This is a genomic window from Streptomyces sp. MRC013, assembly GCF_023614235.1.
Classification (GTDB): Bacteria; Actinomycetota; Actinomycetes; order Streptomycetales; family Streptomycetaceae; genus Streptomyces.
The window spans coordinates 1,795,213-1,812,963 of the sequence record NZ_CP094264.1; the positions used below are offsets into that span (position 1 = coordinate 1,795,213).

Consider the following 17,751-nt stretch of genomic DNA (forward strand, 5'->3'; position numbering starts at 1 on the left):
AGGCCGGGGACCACAACCGCCCACCGTCGTTACCGTCGCGTCATTTACCTCACAGACGACAACACGCCCCTCGTACCCCCGTCACCCCCGTCACCCCCGTCATCCCTGTTCTGCCCGAGGAGCCCACGCTGTCCCGCGAATCCCTCTCCGCCGCCCCGCAGACCCTCGCCCCCGCGCCGGCCGTGGCGGCCCAGGCCCGCGCCCCCCGTCCCGCCGACCGGCTGGCCCTGTTCAACGCCATGCCCGCCGCCTCCGCCGAGGCGTCCCTGCTGACCTGCTGCGGCAGCCGCCGCTGGGCCCGTCGCGTGGCCGCCCACCGCCCCTACCCGGCCGTCGACGCGCTCCTGGCCGCCGCCGACGAGGCAGCCTACGACCTGTCGGGCGCCGACCTCGACGAGGCCCTGGGCGCCGAGGAGGCGCCCGTGCTGCCGCCCAGCACCTGCCCGGCGGCCTACACCGCCCTGTGCGCGGCGCACGACGCGTACCTGGCGCGTTTCGGCCACGCCTTCGTCGTCTGCCTCGACGCCGACCAGCCCGACGAGCATCCCGGCTGGCTCGTGAGCGGCATCAGGTCACGACTCGGCAACGAACCGGAGAAGGAGCGGGCGGTCGCCGCCGAGGAGCTCCGCCGCCTCATCCGGGTGCGACTTGCCCGTATCGTCACCTGATGTGTCGTTCCGGTCGCCCGCAGTAGGCCGTCCGTGCCTGTTTGGTTGCCTGTTTGATCACACCCCCGGACCCCGCGTGAGGGAAGCGGCGAGTCGTCGCTACCATGACCGGGGCCGGTGGACCGTACCCGGCCGGGTCCGACCGACAGAGAAGCCGGCCGACCCTGATCACCGCTCCCGGAGGGTTTTTCCGTGCCGGCTGGAACGCTGTACCGCGGCCGGGAAGGGATGTGGTCGTGGGTGGCTCATCGAGTCACCGGCGTCCTCATCTTCTTCTTCCTGTTCGTACACGTACTGGACACCTCTCTCGTCCGCGTCTCGCCCGAGGCCTACGACGAAGTCGTGGCGACGTACAAGACGCCGATCGTCGCGCTGCTGGAGTACGGCCTGGTGGCCGCCATCCTCTTCCACGCGCTCAACGGCCTGCGCGTCATCGCCGTGGACTTCTGGGCCAAGGGCCCCCGCTACCAGAAGCACATGCTCTGGACCGTCGTGAGCCTCTGGATCGTGCTGATGGCGGGCGCCCTGTACCCCGTCCTCGGTCACGCCGCACGTGAAATGTTCGGGAGCTGACGCCAGACATGTCCGCTGACCTCTCCAAGACCCCCGCCGACCCGTCCAAGGCCCCCGTCGGCCCGTTCGGCGGCGTGAGCCTGTACGACGCCGACAACCCGGCCCCGCTGATCGAGCCGCCCCGCAAGCGGACCAAGCGGAGCCCGAAGTCGACGCGGGGCAACTTCGAGCTCGCCGCGTGGCTGTTCATGCGCCTGTCCGGCGTGGTCCTCGTCGTCCTCGTCATCGGCCACCTGCTGATCCAGCTCGTGCTGGACGGCGGCGTCTCCAAGATCGGCTTCGCCTTCGTGGCGGGCCGCTGGGCGTCCCCGTTCTGGCAGGTCTGGGACCTGCTGATGCTGTGGCTCGCGATGCTCCACGGCGCCAACGGCCTGCGTACCGTCATCAACGACTACGCCGAGCGCCCGAACACGCGCCTGTGGCTCAAGGGCCTGCTGTACACCGCGACGGTGTTCACCATCCTCCTGGGCACGCTGGTGATCTTCACCTTCGACCCGAACATCCGCTAGGCACGGGCTGGGGCAATCCACACCATGAAGATCCACAAGTACGACACCGTCATCGTCGGCGCCGGCGGCGCGGGCATGCGCGCCGCCATCGAGGCGACGAAGCGCAGCCGCACCGCCGTGCTGACGAAGCTCTACCCCACCCGCTCCCACACGGGCGCCGCGCAGGGCGGCATGGCCGCCGCGCTGGCCAACGTGGAGGAGGACAACTGGGAGTGGCACACCTTCGACACGGTCAAGGGCGGCGACTACCTGGTCGACCAGGACGCCGCCGAGATCCTGGCGAAGGAGGCCATCGACGCCGTCCTCGACCTGGAGAAGATGGGCCTGCCGTTCAACCGGACCCCGGACGGCACCATCGACCAGCGCCGCTTCGGCGGCCACTCCCGCAACCACGGCGAGGCCCCGGTCCGCCGGTCCTGCTACGCCGCGGACCGCACCGGCCACATGATCCTCCAGACGCTGTACCAGAACTGCGTCAAGGAGGGCGTGGAGTTCTTCAACGAGTTCTACGTCCTGGACCAACTGATCACCGAGGTCGACGGGGTCAGGAAGTCGGCCGGCGTGGTCGCGTACGAGCTGGCCACCGGCGAGATCCACATCTTCCAGGCGAAGGCCGTCATCTACGCCTCCGGCGGCTGCGGCAAGTTCTTCAAGGTGACGTCGAACGCGCACACCCTGACCGGCGACGGCCAGGCGGCCGTGTACCGGCGCGGGCTGCCGCTGGAGGACATGGAGTTCTTCCAGTTCCACCCGACGGGCATCTGGCGCATGGGCATCCTGCTGACGGAGGGCGCCCGCGGTGAGGGCGGCATCCTCCGCAACAAGGACGGCGAGCGCTTCATGGAGAAGTACGCGCCGGTCATGAAGGACCTCGCCTCCCGCGACGTCGTCTCCCGCTCCATCTACACGGAGATCCGCGAGGGCCGCGGCTGCGGTCCCGAGGGCGACCACGTCTTCCTGGACCTGACGCACCTGCCGCCGGAGCAGCTGGACGCCAAGCTCCCGGACATCACCGAGTTCGCGCGGACGTACCTGGGCATCGAGCCGTACACGGACCCGATCCCGATCCAGCCGACCGCGCACTACGCGATGGGCGGCATCCCGACGAACGTCCAGGGCGAGGTCCTCAGCGACAACACCACGGTCGTCCCGGGCCTGTACGCGGCCGGCGAGGTCGCCTGCGTCTCCGTGCACGGCGCCAACCGCCTGGGCACCAACTCCCTGCTCGACATCAACGTCTTCGGGCGCCGCGCCGGCATCGCCGCCGCCGAGTACTCCGCGAAGGCCGACTACGTCGAGCTGCCGGAGAACCCGGCGTCCTTCGTGGAGGAGCAGGTCGAGCGCCTGCGCCGCTCCACGGGCACCGAGCGGGTCGCCGAGCTCCGCCGGGAGCTGCAGGAGACCATGGACGCCAACGTCATGGTGTTCCGCACCGAGCAGACGATCAAGACCGCGGTCGAGAAGATCGCCGAGCTGCGCGAGCGCTACCGGAACGTCGCCATCCAGGACAAGGGCAAGCGGTACAACACCGATCTGCTGGAGGCCATCGAGCTGGGCAACCTGCTCGACCTGGCCGAGGTCATGGCCGTCTCGGCGCTGGCCCGCAAGGAGTCCCGCGGCGGTCACTACCGCGAGGACTACCCGAACCGCGACGACGTCAACTTCATGCGCCACACCATGGCGTACCGCGAGGTCGGCGACGACGGCACCGAGACCGTCCGCCTCGACTACAAGCCGGTCGTCCAGACCCGCTACCAGCCGATGGAGCGTAAGTACTGATGGCTACCCCGATCCTGGAGAAGACGGCCGCCAAGGCCGGCGCCTCCCCCTACATAACGGTCACGTTCCGGGTCCGCCGCTTCAACCCCGAGATGTCGGACGAGGCGCAGTGGCAGGACTTCCAGGTCGAGATCGACCCCAAGGAGCGGGTGCTCGACGGTCTCCACAAGATCAAGTGGGACGTGGACGGCTCGCTGACCTTCCGCCGCTCCTGCGCGCACGGCATCTGCGGCTCCGACGCCATGCGGATCAACGGCAAGAACCGGCTGGCCTGCAAGACGCTGATCAAGGACATCAACCCGGAGAAGCCGATCACGGTCGAGCCCATCAAGGGCATGACGGTCCTCAAGGACCTCGTGGTCGACATGGAGCCGTTCTTCCAGGCGTACCGGGACGTGATGCCGTTCCTGATCACGTCGGGGAACGAGCCGACGCGGGAGCGGCTGCAGTCCGCGGAGGACCGGGAGCGCTTCGACGACACGACCAAGTGCATCCTGTGCGCCGCCTGCACCTCCTCCTGCCCGGTGTTCTGGAACGACGGCCAGTACTTCGGCCCGGCCGCGATCGTCAACGCCCACCGCTTCATCTTCGACTCGCGCGACGAGGCCGCGGAGCAGCGGCTGGAGGTCCTCAACGACAAGGACGGCGTGTGGCGCTGCCGCACCACGTTCAACTGCACGGACGCCTGCCCGCGCGGCATCGAGGTCACCAAGGCGATCGCCGAGGTCAAGCGCGCGCTGATCACGCGCCGCTACTGACGCCCCGGCGCTCGGCGCGCCCCCGCGGACGGCCCGCTCCCGTACCACCGGTACGGGGCGGGCCGTCCGCCGTTTTTTGGCCGGTAAGAGCCGTGGGGCGACTGGTTGCAGTGGGCATCTACCGGGGGGCGGGGCGCTCGTTCCGTCCACCCAGTCCGCTTCGTTCCCTCTTCGTCTGCGAGGCCCCCATGCCCGAAACACCGATCGAGTCCGTGCCGGAAACCGTACCGGGAGGGCAGCGGGTCGCGTCCCCGGCCGCCGGGGAGCGGGAGCCCGTGGCGTTCCCCCAGGACCGCACCTGCCCCTACCATCCGCCGACCGCCTTCGACCCCCTCCGCGAGGAGCGCCCCCTCTCCCGGGTCCGCCTCTACGACGGCCGCCTCGTCTGGTTCGTCACCGGCCACGCCGCGGCGCGGGAGCTCCTCGCCGACCCGCGGCTGTCGACGGACTCCACCGACCCGGCGTTCCCCATCCCCACCGAGCGGGCGGCGGTGCTCCGCACCCGGCGGCGGGCGGTGATGCTCGGCGAGGACGACCCGGTGCACAACGAGCAGCGCAGGCCGCTGATCCCCAGCTTCACGCTGAAGCGGATCGCGCAGCTGCGCCCGGGCATCGAGCGGATCGTGCACGAGCTGCTGGACCGGATGGTCGAGCAGGGCCCGCCGGCGGAACTGGTGAGCGCGTTCGCGCTGCCGGTGCCGTCGATGGTGATCTGCGAGCTGCTGGGCGTGCCCTACGAGGACCACGAGTTCTTCGAGGAGCAGTCCCGGCGGGCGCTGCGCGGCCCCCGCGCGGAGGACAGCACCGAGGCGGCCGACCGGCTGGAGGCGTACCTGGGCGGTCTGGTCGACGCCAAGCGGACCGCGCCGGGGGACGGGCTGCTGGACCAGCTCGTGGTGGAGCAGTACGCCACGGGACGGATGGGCCGGCAGGAGCTGGTCGACCTGGCGCTGCTGATGCTGGTGGCGGGGCACGAGACGACCGCCAACATGCTGTCGCTCGGCACCTTCGCGCTGCTGCGCCACCCGGAGCGGCTGGCGGAGCTGCGGGCCGACCCGTCGCTGCTGCCGGCGGCGGTGGAGGAGCTGCTGCGGTTCCTGTCGATCGCGGACGGGATGCTGCGGTTCGCGCGGGAGGACGTGGAGGTGGCCGGGACGGTGATCCGGGCCGGTGAGGGCGTGGTCTTCTCGACGTCCCTGATCAACCGGGACGCCTCGGTGTACGCGGACCCCGACGTCCTCGACTGGCGGCGGTCGGCCCGGCACCACCTGGCGTTCGGCTTCGGCATCCACCAGTGCCTGGGGCAGAACCTGGCGCGGGCGGAGATGGAGATCGCCCTCGGGGCGCTGCTGGAACGGCTCCCGGGACTGCGGCTGGCCGTCCCGGCGGAGGAGATCCCCTTCAAACCCGGCGACACGCTGCAGGGGATGGTGGAGTTGCCGGTGGTCTGGTGAGGAGGCTGGACACCATGCGAATCTCCATCGATCAGGACCGCTGCATCGGGGCGGGCCAGTGCGCCCTGACGGCCCCCGAGGTGTTCACCCAGGACGACGACGGCTACGGCGCCCTGCGGCCGGGGCACGACCCGGACCATCCGATGGCGAGGGAGGCGGCCCGCGCCTGCCCGGTCCGCGCCATCACGGTCGCCGACTCCTGACGGGCGGGCCCGCCCCGGCGGCACGGGCGGGTCCGACCGCGCCGCCGGGACCGCGAGGGGGTGCCGGGCGGGGGCGGAGGGTGTGCGGCACCCCTCCGCCCCGCGGGGGCGGTCGTCGGGCGGCAGGTCCGCTCAGCCGCCGGCGGCGGCCGGCGCCGGCGGCCGGTCGCGGGCGAGACGCCACAGCGATGTCACTTCCGCGGCCCGGGCGGCGTGGAGGGGGTCGGCGGCGTCCCCCGCCCGTGGGTGCCGCGGCCTGGTGTCGAGCCTGTCCACCACGCGCAGGCCCGCCGCATCGATACCGGCCAGCAGTTCGCCGCGCGTCCTGAGTCCCAGGTGCTCGGCCAGGTCGGACAGGAGGAGCCACCCCTCGCCCCCCCGGTGCGAGGTGCGCGCCGAGCCCGTCCAGGAAACCGCGGAGCATGGCGCCGCCGGGGTCGTAGACGCCCTGTTCCACGGCGGACGTGGGCCGGGCCGGGATCCAGGGCGGGTTGCAGACGACGAGGTCCGCGCGCCCGCCGGGGAAGAGGGCCGGGCCCACGACCTCGACGCGTCCGGTCAGGCGCAGCCGGCGGACGTTCTCCCGCGCGCACGCCAGGGCGCGCGGGCCGGCGTCCGTGGCCACGATGCGCTCGACTCCCCGGCGGGCCAGGACGGCCGCGAGCACTCCCGTCCCCGTACCGAGGTCGAACGCGGTGCGGCGGCCCGTGCGGCGGTCCGCCGGCGCGGGGAGCGGCGCGTGCGCGACGAGGTCGACGTATTCGCCCCTGACCGGGGAGAACACACCGTAGTGCGGGTGGATCCGGGCGCCGAGGGCCGGCACCTCCACGCCTTTGGTGCGCCACTGGTGCGCTCCGATCGCGCCCAGGAGTTCCGTGAGCGGGACGGCCGTGGGCCCGGACGGCGGGCCGTACGCCTCGGTGCACGCCCGGCGCACGTCGGGGGCCCTGCGCAGGTCTAGGCGGTAGTCCTCCTCCAGCAGCACGAGCAGCCTGCCGAGTACGCGGGCGCGGTGGCCGCGGGCCCGGCGGTGCAGGTGGAAGGAGTCCGCGGGGCCGTCACCCCGCCGGGGGGCCTTGCGGTCGACGCGGCGGCCCATCGCCTGCAGGAGCCGGCGTGCGCCGTGGAAGTCGCCCCGCCACAGCAGGGCGGTGCCCTCGCAGGCCAGGCGGTGGGCGGTGTCGGCGTTCAGGCGGTCGTCCGCGACGACGACGCGGCGGGGCGGCGGGGCCGCGCTCTCGGAGTGCCAGCGGGCGGAACGGGGGGTGTCGGACTCGGTCCAGTGGACGGTGGGCACCACGTACTCCTCGTGCTCGAACGTGCGGGGGCACGGAGAGCGCTTCGACGAGGAGCGGGAGGGACGGCCCGTACCGCGGCACGGGCTCGTGCGTCGGGGCCGGCGGGCTACCGCTCCCTCGTCGAAGCGCGGGAGGAGGAGTCGCCGAGAACCATGCCGAGCGTCATGAACGGACCTTTCGAGGAGACGACGCAAGAGGCTCGCACACCCCCGCCGCCCCGGGCAAGCCGCTTCGGGCGGAGGTTCCGACCTCCGGGCCACGCGGCGCCCGCCCGCCGATGAGGGGCCGCGCGGCGGGGGCCGGGAGGGCCGGGCCGGGGCGGGCACCCGTGCGGCAGGGACCGGGAGGACCGGGCCGGGACGCGCGGAGCGGGAGGCGCGGGGGTGCCCGCCGTTCCGGCCGCGGGGCCTCCGGGCGGCGGGCGCCGCCGGCCGGTCCGCCCGTCGCGACGGCGGGCGCGGGAGCGGGGCCCGCCCCGTTAGGCTCGGGTGCCGTGAAGGAACGGAAGGCGTCCGCCAAGGCGCCGAAGAGCGAGCAGACGCGCGCCCTCATCCTGGAGACCGCGCTCCGGCTGTTCGAGGAGCGCGGCTACGACAGGACGACGATGCGGGCCGTCGCCCAGGAGGCGGGCGTCTCCGTGGGCAGCGCCTACTACTACTTCGCCTCCAAGGAACACCTGGTCCAGGGTTTCTACGACCGGATCGCCGCCGAGCACGAGGCCGCGGTCCGGCCGGTCCTGGCCGGCGGCGGGGACCTCGCGGTGCGGGTCCGCGACACGCTGCTGACCTGGCTGGACGTGGCGGAGCCGTACCACCGGTTCGCGGCGCAGTTCTTCAAGAACGCCGCCGACCCGAAGAGCCCGCTCAGCCCCTTCTCCCCCGAGTCGGCCGACGCCCGCCGGGCCGCGATCTGCGTCCACGAGCGGGTGCTGCGGGGTTCCGACACGAAGACCGCACCCGAACTGGCCGACGTGCTGCCGCAGTTGCTGTGGCTGATGCACATGGGACTGGTGCTGTTCTGGGTCTACGACCGCAGCGAGGGCGCCGAGCGGAGCCGCCGGCTCGTGGAGCGGACGGCCCCGCTGGTCGCGCAGGCCGTCGCGCTGTCCCGGTTCCGGGTGCTGCGGCCGCTGGTGCGCCAGGCCCGCGACGTCGCCGCGGAGTTCCTGCCGGGGGCCGGGGAGGCGCTGGGGAGGGACGCGCCCGCGGACGGCGCGGCCCGGCCGCCGGGCGGGGACGGGCCGCCGGAGGGCGCCCCGCGGGGGCCGGCTACAGCCAGCTGAGCTCCCAGAGGCGCCAGATGCCCGTGCCGTCGGACAGGTACTGCGAACCCGTGATGTCCGGGCTGCTCAGCACGTAGTCCTTCTTCTGCCACAGCGGCACCAGCGGCACGTCCTCGGCGACCCGCGTCTGGATCTCCTTGAAGCCGTCCACGGCCCTGGCCCGGTCGACGTGCTGCTGGGTGGCGGCGATGAGCCGGTCGACGCGGGTGCTGGCATAGGCGTTCTGCAGGGTGCTGCCCCGGCCGACCAGGGGCTGGGTGAAGCTGTCCGAGTCCGGGAAGTCCGGGAGCCAGCCGATCCCGTACGCGTCGTAGGCGCCGTCGGCGTAACCCTTCTGGAACTCCTTCCACTCCGCGGAGACGATCTTCACCCGGAACAGTCCGGTTCCCTCCAGCTGGCGGCGCAGCTCGACCGCCTCCGCCGCCGACGTCTCGCCGGCGCGGTGCGCGTAGGTGAGGCTGACGGGTGTGTCGACGTCCGCGTCGCGCAGCAGTTCCCGCGCCCGGTCCACGGCCTCCCGCCCATCGGGGTAGAGGTCGAAGAAGGGCGTGCTGTGGCCGATGAAGCCGCGCGGGATCAGCGAGTACAGCGGCTCCACCGTCGAGCGGTACGGGCCGCTGGCGATCCTGTTGCGGTCGACCAGCGCGGCCACGGCCTGCCGTACCGCCTTCTGCGCCGTCACCGAGCCCTCACGGAGGTTGAAGACGATGCTGCGGATCTCCGCCGTGGGGGCCTCCGTCACCCGGACGCCCTCCTCGTCCGGGTCGAGCGTGGAGAGCGTCTCCGGCGGGAGGTCCCGGTGGGTCACGTCGACGTCGCCGTTGCGCAGGGCGAGGGCGAGCTGCTCGCCCTCGGCGAAGTACCGCACCTCGACCGGAGCGGCGGGGCGTTCCAGGGCGCCCCGGTAGCGGGGGTTGGGCTCCAGCAGCGCGCGGACGCCCGGCCGGTACTCGGCGAGCACGTACGGCCCGGAGCCGTCGACGGCGGTGCCCCCGCGCAGCCGGTCCTTCGGGTAGCGCGTGCTGTCGACGATCGCGCCCGCGCCCGTGGCGAGCTTCAGCGGGAACGTCGCGTCCTTGGCGGCCAGCCTGAAGACGACCTTGCGGTCCCGGGCGGTGACGCTCTCGAGCGTCGGGAAGAGCGCCGCCGGGCCGACGTCGGCGGCGATGCCGAGCATCCGGTCGAACGAGTACTTCACGTCCTGCGCGGTCACCTCGCGGCCGTTGGAGAAGGTCAGGCCCTCCCGCAGGGTGCACTCGTACCTGGTGAGCGACGAACCGGCGAAGCCGCAGACCTCGGCGGCGTCGGGCACCGGGGTCGTGGCACCCGGCTTGAAGGTCAGCAGAGACTGGTAGACGTTGCTGTAGACGGCCCAGGAACCGGAGTCGTACGCGCCGGCCGGATCCAGGGAGGTGACCTCGTCGGTCGTACCGACGGATATCGGCCGCCCCTTGCCGCGGTCCAACGGCAGCAGGTGCCAGAGCCCCGCACCGACCGCCGCCAAGACCGCGCACACCATGATGATCCGGACATGGATCGACCGCATAGTCGTGATTCCTTTCGCGCCCTCCCCTGTGCGATGGCGCAAACTCAACCACAGACGGTTCACGCGGGGAAGGGCGAACTTTCACTTCCCGGTCACGTCGACTCCACCGTCCGGTGCCCGGCGCTCGGTGCCGGCATCCGCCACGCCGCTCGTGCAGCCCCGACCCCCGCGGGCCCCTGCCGCCGAAGCGGGAGTCCTTCGAGCGACTCGCCGAAGTGCGCGAGGTGCCGGACAGGCAGGACGGGGCAGGCCGTACGGAGCCGACGAGCCCCACGGCTCGTCCGACCCGCACGGCTGCTCCCGTACGACGGGCCGGCGGCGCAGCACCCTTGATCGTCTTCTGTGCGGCGCCTGGGCTCTCGTGCCCATGGGGACGGGGGAACCGGGCCGCGGTCGGCGCGCGTGGCACGAGGGGTCGGTCAGGCGTCGTGCGGCCGCAGCCCTGCTGGCCGGGGCGGGGCTGGTCCTTCCGGGCACGGTGTTCGTCGTACTGCCGGGGATGGTGGTCGACCACGATCTCGCCGGGGCGAGCGTCGCCGCGCAGGATCGGCCGAAGGCGGTGAACGATGTCCGCACGACGCTTCTGCAGGTGATCGGCGGCCTGGTCGTGCTTTTCGGCGCGTGCGCCACCTGGCGGCGGCCGCGGGTGAGTCAGGACGGACTGCGCGCCACCCAGGAGGGCTACGTCACCGACCGGTTCAGCCGGGCCGCCGACCAGCTCGGCAGCGACAAGCTGGACGTGCGCACCGGCGGGTTGCACGCGCTGTGGCGGATCGCGGAGCAGTCCGCCCGCGACCGGGAGGCCATCGTCTCCATCCAGGCGGCGTACCTGCGTACCCACCTGCCCTGGCCGCCCGCCGGGCCGGAAGCACCGGCGGCGGACGTGTCCGTCAACGACGTCGCGCCCCTGGAGACTCGCGCCGCCGACGCCCAGGTGGCGCTGACCGCGCTCGGCGTGCTGCGCCAGCACCGGGAGCAGTCCTGGGCCGGTCCCAGCATCACCGACCTGCGCCGGGCGGACTGCGACGGGCTGGGGTTCTCCGAGGTCAACTTCGACCGCGCCTGCATGGAGGCGGCGGGCCTGTACCACGCCCATCTGACCCGGGCGTCCCTGGTCTCGGTCAACCTGCGGCACGCCGACCTCACGACGGCGATCCTCCGCCGGGCCCGCCGCGTCCTGGCCGACCCGCGGGCGGCGAAGCTGGTCGAAACCGACTTGCGCGACGCCGACTTCACCGAGACCGATCCGCGCGAGGCGAACCTGCGCAAGGCCGACGCCCACGGCGCGGCCTTCCACCGCGCCGACCTCCGCATGACCGACTTGCGCGGCACCGACCTGAGCACCGCCGACCTCGTCGAGGCACGCCTGGCCGGCGCCCTGGCCAGTGAGCACACCCGCTGGCCCGCCGGCTTCGACCACGTGGCCGCCGGGGTCGTCGAAGCCGACGACCCCGGCCCCGAGCCCTCGCCCCTCCTCCAGCCGCCCGGGATGACGTGGCGGGCACCGCCGCTGCGGTCCACTCCCTGACCGGGGCGCGCCGGTCAAAACTGCGGCGACCGCGACCCACCGTCCGGTGCCGTTCTCGGTGGCGTCCTGATCGCGCGGGGCCCGGGCCGCCGGCCGGATCCGGGGGCTGATGCCGCCCCCCGGGCCGTCAACCCGGCGGGGACGACGGGCGGGGGCGGGGGCGGTCAGGCGGCCCGGGAGGCCAGTTCCACGACCGTGATGTCGGACGGGGCGCCCACGCGGACCGGCGGTCCCCAGGCACCCGCCCCGCGCGACACGTACAGCTGCGTGTCCCCGTACCGTTCCAGGCCCTCGACGGTCGGGTTGGCCAGCTCCGCGAGGAAGTTGCCGGGCCACATCTGGCCGCCGTGGGTGTGGCCGGAGAGCTGCAGGTCCACCCCGTGCCGTACGGCGTCGTGGATCATCACCGGCTGGTGCGCGAGGAGCACGGCGGTACGGGTCCGGTCGCGGTCGCCGAGGGCGCGCGCGAAGTCGGGGCCGTCGCCGTGGTTCTCGCCGGCCAGGTCGTTGACGCCGGCCAGGTCGAAACCGGCGGCGATCTCGACGCGCTCGTTGCGCAGCGGGCGCAGGCCCAGCCCGCGGACCTCCTCCACCCACTCCTCGGCGCCGGAGAAGTACTCGTGGTTCCCGGTGACGAAGAAGGCGCCGTGCCGGGCGCGGAGGCGGGCCAGCGGCTCGGCAGCCGGGCCCAGGTTCTCGACGGTGCCGTCGACGAGGTCGCCCACGACGGCGATCAGGTCCGGCTGGGTGGAGTCGACCGCGTCGACGATCCGCTGGGCGTGGGCGCGGCCGAGGACGGGGCCGAGGTGGATGTCGCTGACGACGGCTATGCGGTAGCCGTGGGCGGCGCGCGGCAGCTTGGCGAGGGGGACGGTGACCCGCCTCACGGCGGGGCCGCGCAGGACGGTGTGGGCGCCGTTGGCGACCGTGCCCGCCGCGACGGCCGTCGCGGTCACCGCCAGCGCCCTCGCCACGAACAGGCGCCGGGAGGGGCCGGGGGTGCCGGGTCCTTCCCCTGCGCCGCGGCGGCCGGGGCCTCGGGGACGGCCGGGGTCTCGGAGACGGCCCGGGCCTCGGGGGCGGCCGGGTCCTTCGGGGCCTCCGGGGCCTCCGGGGCCTCCGGGGCCTCCGGGGCCTCCGGGGCCTCCGGGGCCTCCGGGGCCTTTGGGGCCTCCGGGACAACCCGGGCCTCGGGAGCGGCCGGAGCCTCCGGGACAGCCCGGGCCTCGGGGGCAGCCGGGGTCTCCGGGACAGCCCGGACCTCCGGGACGGCCGGGGCCGCGACCGCCGTCGCGCATCCGCCCTCCCGCGGCTCGCTGCTCCGCGCCCCCCTCCGGACGGCGCCCCCGCGGGGCCGCCGTGCCCGCCCGCCGCGCCCGGAGCCCCCGCCCCGGCGGTCTCCCCGGCGGAGGGGGCCGGGCCCGCGGCGGGGGCCCGCGCGGCGGCCGCGGGGACGTCGCAGGAGGAGGGGGCGCAGGACCTCGGCGACCAGGAGCGACAGCACCAGGTACAGGAGCATCGCCAGCCACAGGAAGCCCGGCCACGCCAGGGCCTGCTGCAGCGGGAACGGGGCCCCCGCCCGCCCCGCCGTCAGCGCGCCGATCGCCGTCAGCGGCAGGACGAACGCCGCCGCCGTACCCGCCCGGCGCGGCCATCCGCCGGGGCGGGTGACGTCGCGGACCAGGCGGCGCCACACGTACCAGTGCGCGAGCCCCAGCAGGGCCAGGATCAGGGAGATGACCAGCACGACCACCGGGGCTCCTACTCCTCGTCGCGTTCGCGCCTCAGGGCCCGCACTCCGCGCAACCCCATCACGCCAATGGCCGTCCCCAGGAGAAAGGACGTGACGGCAAGGAGAAGATGAACCCAGAAGTACCCGGTGGGGTCACCCGCGTCGTCGAAGGCGAGGCCGCTCGCATCACTCCAGAGGTTCTTGACGAAAGTGATCCAGATGAACCAGCTCCAGACCCCGAACGCGAGCAGGAACCAGGAAGCGGAGCGACCGAGTCTCATGGGGCCAGTATCCGGTGCACCGGTGTCGGCGGGCGCGCGGGGTGGCGGTACTTTCTCGGACGTGCATGCTCTCAAGAAGGCCGCCGTCGCCGCGGCCACCGCCGTGCTGCTCCCCCTCGCCGCCGCCGGCCCCGCACTCGCCGCGCCGGCCCCGCAGCCTTCGCCGCAGCTGAGGCCCCCGAGCGCATGTCGGCGGTCGGCGGCGCCCGGCTCGGCCGGCCGGGCACGCAGGTGGACCTCGCGGGCGGGGCGCCGGTCCTGCCGAAGGAGCTGAGCGGACGGTCCTGGATCGTGGCGGACGCGGAGAGCGGCGACGTGCTCGCGGCGCACAACGCGCACTGGCGGCTCGCCCCCGCGTCCACGATGAAGATGCTGTTCGCGGACACGCTGCTGCCGAAGTTCCCCAGGACGCAGAGGCACCTGGTCGAGACCGGGGAGCTGGCCGGGCTCGGCGACGGGTCCAGCCTGGTGGGGATAAAGGAGAAGCACACCTACACCGTCCACGACCTGTGGCTCGGGGTGTTCCTCCGCTCCGGAAACGACGCCGTCCACGCGCTGGCGCGGATGAACGGGGGCATAGCGAAGACGGTGCGCGAGATGAACGCGCGCGCCGACGAGCTCCAGGCCCTCGACACCGAGGTGGTCTCGCCGGACGGGTACGACGCCCGGGGCCAGGTGTCGTCGGCGTACGACCTGACGCTGATAGCCCGCAGCGGCATGCAGAACAAGGACTTCCGCGAGTACTGCTCGACCGTGCGGACGCGGTTCCCCGGGGAGCAGGTGCCCGGCGGGAAGCGGGGGGCGTTCGAGATCCAGAACACCAACCGGCTGCTGACCGGCGCCGACGGCGTCACGCCGTACAAGGGCATCGCGGGCGTGAAGAACGGGATGACGACGCACGCGGGGTCGACCTTCACCGGGGTCGCCGAGCGCAACGGCCGGGTGCTGCTGGTGACGGTGATGAACCCGTCGTCGAAGGAGCCGTACGCCGTCTACAAGGAGGCCGCGCGGCTCCTCGACTGGGGGTTCGCGGCGGCGGGGAAGGTGCGGCCGGTCGGTGAGCTGGTGCCGCCGAGGTCCGCGCGGACCGGTACCGCCCCCAGCGCCTCCCCCGGCCGTCCCGGCGTGGTGCGGTCCGAGGTCACCGGGGACGCGGCCGAGGCCGCCGTCGCCGGGTCGGGCGGGGCCGGGGTCGCCCTGGGCGTCGCGGGCGGGGTGCTGTCGGCGGTGGCCGGCGCGGCGTTCCTGATCAACCGGCGGTGGCCAGCGCGGAAGGACGGGTAGTCCCCTCCCGGCGGTCGCCCGTGGCGGACCAGGCGGCGCAGAACAGCAGCAGCCGGGCGGTGAAGCTGATCCACAGCAGCAGGGCGACGGGGACGCCGAACGCCCCGTACGTCGACTTCGCCGCCACGCCCCCGAGGTAGCCGCCGAGGAGCGTCTTCAGCAGTTCGAAGCCGACCGCGCCGATCAGGGCGGCGGTGACCAGGTCGTGGCGCGGCGGTTCGACGCCGGGCAGCAGCGTCAGCAGGTACAGCAGGAGCAGGAAGTCCGCGAGGACCGCGAAGGCGAGCACGGCCACGTGGAGCAGGACGCCGCCGGCGCCGTCCTCGGGGACGCCCAGCCGGTCGGCGGTCCACCCGACGGCGGTGGCGCCCAGTGTGGAGGCGGCGAGCGAGACGAGCGCCGTGCCGCCGAGGCCCAGCAGGAGCAGGGCGTCCTTGCCCTTGCGGACGGCCACGTTGCCGTCGTCGGCGTCGTCGAGGGCCCACACGGCGCGCAGGCAGTCGCGCAGGGAGCCGACCCAGCCGATGCCCGTGAACAGCAGCACGCCGCCCGCGACGAGGCCGACCGTGCCGGCGTTGTCGACGAAGGAGCCCAGGTCGAGCTGGTCGGAGATGCCCGGAACCTGCTCGCTGATCTTGTTCTCGGCGGTGTGCAGCCGCCCGTCGTCGAGGAAGGCGGCGCCGACGGCGGCGCCCAGGGTGATCAGCGGGAAGAGGGACAGGAAGCTGATGAACGTGATCGCGGCGGCGAGCCGCTCCCAGTGGGCGCGGTCCAGCGTCTCGTAGGCGCGCCAGGCGTGGGTGCGCAGGAGGCGGGCGGCCCAGGGGCCGATGACGGGAAGCTTGGTCAGCCAGTCCATGGCGGTACGCCTACCACCGGACGGCCCGCGTACCGCCCGGATCGCCCGCCGCCCGCCGGCGTCCCGCCGGGCGGGGTCAGCCGCCCTGCGGGGTGGCGGCCGGCTCGTCGACCGGTGAGCCCTGCGGGGGCACCGTCCCGGCGGGGCCGCGGCCGCCGAAGCCGTACGTGTGCAGCTTGCGCCACACCGCGTCGGCGCCCTGCTCGTACAGGGCGAAGGAGCGCACCGTCCACGCCGCCTCGAAGTCGGCGAGCTCCGCGAAGGCCCGGTCCATCGCCTCGTCGGGGATGCCGTGCGCGACCGTGACGTGCGGGTGGTAGGGGAACCGCAGCTCGCGCTCGAGCGGCCCGGAGGCGTCGCGGATGCGCTGCTGGAGCCGGGCGCACGCCTCGCCGCCCTCCACGACCCGCACGTAGACGACCGGGGAGAGCGGACGGAACGTGCCCGTGCCGCTCAGCCGCATCGGGAAGGGGCGCCCGGCCGCGGCGACCGAGGCGAGGTGGGCCCGGATCCCCGGCAGCCGCTCGGCCTCCACCTCCGTGGGCGGGAGGAGCGTGACGTGCGTGGGGATGCCGTGGGCGGCGGCGTCGCCGAAGCCCGCGCGCCGCTCCTGGAGCAGGCTGCCGTAGGGCTCCGGGACCGCGATCGAAACGCCGAGCGTTACGGTCCCCACGTCGTCCTCCTCGTCCTTCGGTCATGTCCGTGCGGGTGCGCCGGGGCGCGCCCGCGGGTCGGTCGCCAGTGTGGCGCTTCGGCCGGTTCCCCGGCCAGGCCCGTCCGGCTCAGTGCTTGGCGGGCAGGAAGCCCACCTTCTCGTAGGTCCGGGCGAGGGTCTCCGCGGCGACGGCGCGGGCCTTCTCGGCACCCTTGGCCAGGATCGAGTCCAGCGTCTCCGGGTCGTCCAGGTATTCCCGGGTGAGGGTCTGGAAGGGCGTGACGAAGTCCACGACGATCTCCGCGAGGTCCGTCTTCAGAGCGCCGTACATCTTGCCCTCGTACCCCTCGACCAGGTCGTCGACGGGCGTGCCGGTGAGCGTCGACATGATCGTGAGGAGGTTGCTGACGCCGGGCTTGCCCTCCGGGTCGAAGCGGATCACCGTGTCCGTGTCCGTGACGGCGCTCTTGACCTTCTTCGCGGTCGTCTTCGGGTCGTCCAGGAGGTTGATCAGGCCCTTGGGGTTCGCCGCCGACTTCGACATCTTCGCCGTCGGGTCCTGGAGGTCGTAGATCTTCGCCGTCTCCTTGAGGATGTACGGCGCGGGGACGGTGAACGTGTCGCCGAAGCGGGCGTTGAACCGCTCGGCGAGGTCGCGGGTCAGCTCGATGTGCTGGCGCTGGTCCTCGCCGACCGGGACCTCGCCCGCCTGGTAGAGGAGGATGTCCGCGACCTGGAGGACCGGGTACGTGAACAGACCGACCGTGGCGCGGTCGGCGCCCTGCCTGGCGGACTTGTCCTTGAACTGCGTCATCCGGGACGCCTCGCCGAAGCCGGTGAGGCAGTTCATGACCCATGCCAGCTGCGTGTGCTCGGGGACGTGGCTCTGGACGAAGAGGGTGCACCGCTCCGGGTCGAGGCCGGCCGCGAGCAGCTGGGCGGCGGCCAGGCGGGTGTTGGCGCGGAGCTCGGCCGGGTCCTGCGGCACGGTGATCGCGTGGAGGTCGACGACCATGTAGAAGGCGTCGTGGGACTCCTGCAGCGCGACCCACTGGCGGACCGCGCCGAGGTAGTTGCCGAGGTGGAAGGAGCCCGCGGTGGGCTGGATTCCGGAGAGCACACGAGGGTCAGCAGAGGCCATGCGCCCATTCTCTCAGGTCCGGCGGGCGCCCCGGCACTGCCTGTGGACAACCGTGCGACCACGGACCGGGCCCGCCCCGACGGGGGTGCGCCGGGCGGGGGCGCGCGCCGGGGGTGCCTCCGCCGCCGGGGGTGCCTCGCGTACGGCGGCTGCGCGGTCCCCGGCCGCCGCACCGGCCGGGCGGGAGCGCGGCGGCTTCGG

General features: G+C 73.5%; 14 protein-coding genes and 3 pseudogenes. 10 read left to right on the forward strand and 7 right to left on the reverse strand.

Annotated elements, in window-relative coordinates:
• Positions 1-182: 182 nt before the first annotated feature.
• The 7 genes from LUW75_RS07960 (at position 183) to LUW75_RS07990 (ending at position 5,944) form a co-directional block, all read left to right on the forward strand.
• Positions 183-668, forward strand: a complete 486-nt coding sequence (locus LUW75_RS07960) for a 2-oxo-4-hydroxy-4-carboxy-5-ureidoimidazoline decarboxylase (protein ID WP_349816404.1) — start codon at positions 183-185, stop codon at positions 666-668.
• 192 nt (positions 669-860) lie between these two features.
• On the forward strand, positions 861-1,241 hold the full coding sequence (gene sdhC, locus LUW75_RS07965; protein ID WP_284453817.1) for a succinate dehydrogenase, cytochrome b556 subunit: 381 nt from the start codon (positions 861-863) through the stop codon (positions 1,239-1,241).
• An 8-nt stretch (positions 1,242-1,249) separates the two neighbouring features.
• Complete coding sequence (locus LUW75_RS07970; protein ID WP_250334995.1) at positions 1,250-1,750, forward strand: succinate dehydrogenase hydrophobic membrane anchor subunit; 501 nt, start codon at positions 1,250-1,252, stop codon at positions 1,748-1,750.
• A gap of 24 nt (positions 1,751-1,774) precedes the next feature.
• The gene (gene sdhA, locus LUW75_RS07975) at positions 1,775-3,529 is read left to right on the forward strand and encodes a succinate dehydrogenase flavoprotein subunit (protein ID WP_250334996.1); all 1,755 of its coding nucleotides are present in this window, start codon (positions 1,775-1,777) and stop codon (positions 3,527-3,529) included.
• On the forward strand, positions 3,529-4,287 hold the full coding sequence (locus LUW75_RS07980; RefSeq protein WP_250334997.1) for a succinate dehydrogenase iron-sulfur subunit: 759 nt from the start codon (positions 3,529-3,531) through the stop codon (positions 4,285-4,287). The genes sdhA and LUW75_RS07980 overlap by 1 nt, the downstream gene beginning before the upstream one ends.
• 188 nt (positions 4,288-4,475) lie before the next feature.
• Positions 4,476-5,741: a cytochrome P450 gene (locus tag LUW75_RS07985; protein WP_250334998.1), complete on the forward strand. Its 1,266-nt coding sequence runs from the start codon at positions 4,476-4,478 to the stop codon at positions 5,739-5,741.
• A gap of 14 nt (positions 5,742-5,755) precedes the next feature.
• Positions 5,756-5,944: a ferredoxin gene (locus tag LUW75_RS07990; protein WP_250334999.1), complete on the forward strand. Its 189-nt coding sequence runs from the start codon at positions 5,756-5,758 to the stop codon at positions 5,942-5,944.
• 132 nt (positions 5,945-6,076) lie between these two features.
• On the opposite strand, the pseudogene LUW75_RS07995 reads toward LUW75_RS07990, so the two are convergent.
• A pseudogene (locus LUW75_RS07995) lies at positions 6,077-7,241 on the reverse strand (methyltransferase).
• Between the two features lie 494 nt (positions 7,242-7,735).
• Here LUW75_RS07995 and LUW75_RS08000 point away from each other — a divergent pair.
• Positions 7,736-8,524 (forward strand): TetR/AcrR family transcriptional regulator, encoded by a 789-nt coding sequence (locus tag LUW75_RS08000; RefSeq protein WP_250335000.1) that lies wholly within the window; start codon positions 7,736-7,738, stop codon positions 8,522-8,524.
• Here LUW75_RS08000 and LUW75_RS08005 read toward each other — a convergent pair.
• Complete coding sequence (locus LUW75_RS08005) at positions 8,511-10,070, reverse strand: ABC transporter substrate-binding protein (protein WP_250335001.1); 1,560 nt, start codon at positions 10,068-10,070, stop codon at positions 8,511-8,513. The two genes, LUW75_RS08000 and LUW75_RS08005, sit on opposite strands and share 14 nt — an antisense overlap.
• A gap of 367 nt (positions 10,071-10,437) precedes the next feature.
• On the opposite strand from LUW75_RS08005, the gene LUW75_RS08010 reads away from it, so the two are divergent.
• The gene (locus LUW75_RS08010) at positions 10,438-11,598 is read left to right on the forward strand and encodes a pentapeptide repeat-containing protein (RefSeq protein ID WP_250335002.1); all 1,161 of its coding nucleotides are present in this window, start codon (positions 10,438-10,440) and stop codon (positions 11,596-11,598) included.
• 164 nt (positions 11,599-11,762) lie between these two features.
• Here the strand turns inward: LUW75_RS08010 and LUW75_RS08015 are convergent.
• Both LUW75_RS08015 and LUW75_RS08020 read right to left on the reverse strand, forming a co-directional pair.
• Positions 11,763-13,294 (reverse strand): annotated as a pseudogene (locus tag LUW75_RS08015) (metallophosphoesterase).
• A 65-nt stretch (positions 13,295-13,359) separates the two neighbouring features.
• Positions 13,360-13,611 carry an SCO4848 family membrane protein gene (locus LUW75_RS08020; protein WP_250335003.1) on the reverse strand — a complete coding sequence of 84 codons (252 nt, stop codon included), beginning with the start codon at positions 13,609-13,611 and terminating at the stop codon, positions 13,360-13,362.
• A 61-nt stretch (positions 13,612-13,672) separates the two neighbouring features.
• On the opposite strand from LUW75_RS08020, the pseudogene LUW75_RS08025 reads away from it, so the two are divergent.
• Positions 13,673-14,895: pseudogene (locus LUW75_RS08025) on the forward strand (D-alanyl-D-alanine carboxypeptidase family protein).
• On the opposite strand, the gene LUW75_RS08030 reads toward LUW75_RS08025, so the two are convergent.
• The 3 genes from LUW75_RS08030 to trpS form a co-directional block, all read right to left on the reverse strand.
• Positions 14,861-15,754: a YihY/virulence factor BrkB family protein gene (locus LUW75_RS08030; protein ID WP_250335004.1), complete on the reverse strand. Its 894-nt coding sequence runs from the start codon at positions 15,752-15,754 to the stop codon at positions 14,861-14,863. The pseudogene LUW75_RS08025 and the gene LUW75_RS08030 overlap by 35 nt on opposite strands.
• Before the next feature lie 76 nt (positions 15,755-15,830).
• Complete coding sequence (locus LUW75_RS08035; protein ID WP_250335005.1) at positions 15,831-16,427, reverse strand: 2'-5' RNA ligase family protein; 597 nt, start codon at positions 16,425-16,427, stop codon at positions 15,831-15,833.
• A 109-nt stretch (positions 16,428-16,536) separates the two neighbouring features.
• Positions 16,537-17,550, reverse strand: coding sequence for a tryptophan--tRNA ligase (gene trpS, locus LUW75_RS08040; protein WP_250335006.1), 1,014 nt, complete (start codon positions 17,548-17,550; stop codon positions 16,537-16,539).
• Positions 17,551-17,751 lie beyond the last annotated feature (201 nt).